Raw genomic sequence first — 2,108 nt, forward strand, 5'->3', positions numbered from 1 at the left:
GAGATCTACACTCTTTCCCTACACGACGCTCTTCCGATCTAATAGAAAAAATTAAACAAAGAGTATTTAAAACTATTAAATAACAAAAAAACTATATATATAAAATATATTCTTGACAAGTTGTCTTTAAGACACCATAATATCTTTATACAAATATATGAATTAAACAATTTACAAAGAATCTATTAAAAGGAGCATAAACATGGAAATAAAAGCAAAAAATATTAATTGCGAACTTAAGTTTGAAAGAGATGAACTAATGAGATTATTTACATGCATATCTCTTGTAATGTCTAATCTAACAGAACAAAATTATAGATTATATCAACAGTCAGTATTTTATTTAGGCAATAAAATAGGAGCCACCCTTGAATACGGGGAAAAACAAATTGTAGATAGTTTTGCTACCAACATATTAAAAATTAACAAAAGTAAACTAGGGAAATAAATAACCTATTTTAATAAGGTAAAAAGGATTCTAAAAAATGACTATATTTATTAAAGCTAAAAAGGTAGCTGAATTATTGGGCTATGATAGTGTTTCAACTGTTTACAAAAAAGCTAAATTAGGGGATATTCCAAGCTATAGACCTACGGGAGCAGTTCGTTTTAGAGAAGATGAAATATTGGATTTACTAGAACAAAGTAGGGTTACCTATACCCTACCCTCTGGTAATATTAGAGTTAAAAAACCTATAAGAAAACCTGATAAATACATAACCAACAATTCTATTGATGCTACTCTAGAACGTTTAAAAACAATATAAAATTAATACCATGTTCTACAAGCCAAGAAAACCGTACACTTTATATGTACGAGGGGAAATATTTTGGGTTAGATTTACCTTAAACGGATTGAGGTATCAGATATCTTCCGGTATAAGATTGACTAGAAAAGACTATGAAAATCTCTCCGTTGGTAACGATATTACGAACAAAGAAGCAGAAAAAATAGCAGAAAAAATCTATCTTAAATATAAAGATGTTGTTATAAACAAAAAGCTAACCTTTGATATAATTGTAAACAAATTCTTAGATTTAAGTTATTTTAATAATTTATATGCTACTACTAAAGCTAAATATAAAACAGATATTAAAAAAGCCCTTATATTCTTTCAAGATAAAGATGTTTTCAATAAAGCTAATCTTTATTTATACATGGAATATCTACAGAAAAAAGATTCACAAACTAGAACGATAAAAAGAGCTTTTCAAGTCTTAAATGTAATTTTTTCTCATTGTGAGAAAATAGGATTTATTACTGAAAATCCTTGTAAAAACTTGGATTTTTCACATCTACCCAGAACAATAAATCGTGATCGGTATCTTACTCAAGAAGAGCGATTAAAATTACAAAATATTACTAATAAAGACTTAGTAGATTACATAGAATTTGCAATAGAAACTGGTATTAGAAAAGCTGAACAAATACCTAATTACAGAAGTATTCCTCAAGGAATTAAATGGGAACATATAGATTTTAATAAAAAAGAGTTATTTATTCCGGTAAACAAAACTGGCAAGAGCTTAATTATTCCATTGTCACCTAAAGCCATTAAAATATTAGAGGGAAGAATAAATTTAAAAGTACCATTCCCTAAGAAGCCGGAAAATAATGGTTGGTGGAAGGCTTTATCTGAAGAAATTATAACAGATTTTATTTGGCATGACTTACGCAGAACCTTTGCCACATGGGCAGTTAACGGCTGGCATGAGTGGCAAGAAACAAATATGAGTAGTGAGAAAATCCAAACATGGATGGGGCATTCAGATATTAAAACTACTCTGTCTCACTATGCAAAAACCACCCTAGAATCTCTTAAAAAAGAATTAAAAGATTAATTTCAATAATAATAAAAATTGCTACAATTCTGCTACAATAAAACTAGAGGTAAGAGAATATAAGCTCTACAAAGCCTCTTTATCCTTTCTATCCAGCCATTCTTTAGCTTGAATATCTGTTAATCTTACTAACTGTGTTGCTTGATATCTTGTGTCGTTTATCCAACATTCTTTAATTACTTCATATGTTGTCATCTCTTGTCCCATTATATATTTCCTTTTTTTATATTACTTTATTGTTCCTGTGCCACTTCCTGTTATTAGTC

General features: G+C 28.8%; 4 protein-coding genes. 3 read left to right on the forward strand and 1 reads right to left on the reverse strand.

The genetic code is table 11. The features are described 5' to 3' along the window. Positions 1–202: 202 nt before the first annotated feature. The 3 genes from ACQCX0_RS03125 to ACQCX0_RS03135 all read left to right on the forward strand — a co-directional run bounded on the left by ACQCX0_RS03125 (position 203) and on the right by ACQCX0_RS03135 (position 1,842). Positions 203–448 carry a hypothetical protein gene (locus ACQCX0_RS03125; RefSeq protein ID WP_462562710.1) on the forward strand — a complete coding sequence of 82 codons (246 nt, stop codon included), beginning with the start codon at positions 203–205 and terminating at the stop codon, positions 446–448. Positions 449–485: 37 nt separating this feature from the next. Beyond that, positions 486–767: a helix-turn-helix transcriptional regulator gene (locus ACQCX0_RS03130; protein ID WP_462562711.1), complete on the forward strand. Its 282-nt coding sequence runs from the start codon at positions 486–488 to the stop codon at positions 765–767. Between the two features lie 118 nt (positions 768–885). After that, positions 886–1,842 (forward strand): tyrosine-type recombinase/integrase, encoded by a 957-nt coding sequence (locus ACQCX0_RS03135; protein ID WP_462562712.1) that lies wholly within the window; start codon positions 886–888, stop codon positions 1,840–1,842. 66 nt (positions 1,843–1,908) lie between these two features. Here the strand turns inward: ACQCX0_RS03135 and ACQCX0_RS03140 are convergent, their stop codons facing one another. Beyond that, the gene (locus ACQCX0_RS03140) at positions 1,909–2,049 is read right to left on the reverse strand and encodes a hypothetical protein (protein ID WP_462562713.1); all 141 of its coding nucleotides are present in this window, start codon (positions 2,047–2,049) and stop codon (positions 1,909–1,911) included. Between the last annotated feature and the right edge of the window lie 59 nt (positions 2,050–2,108).

This window comes from Candidatus Hepatincolaceae symbiont of Strigamia maritima (assembly GCF_055505085.1).

Bases quoted from the DNA above. Each gene is read 5' to 3' on its own strand.
- ACQCX0_RS03125 (WP_462562710.1), top strand. From the start codon at position 203: ATGGAAATAAAAGCAAAAAATATTAATTGCGAACTTAAGTTTGAAAGA.
- ACQCX0_RS03130 (WP_462562711.1), top strand. From the start codon at position 486: ATGACTATATTTATTAAAGCTAAAAAGGTAGCTGAATTATTGGGCTAT.
- ACQCX0_RS03140 (WP_462562713.1), bottom strand. From the start codon at position 2,049: ATGGGACAAGAGATGACAACATATGAAGTAATTAAAGAATGTTGGATA.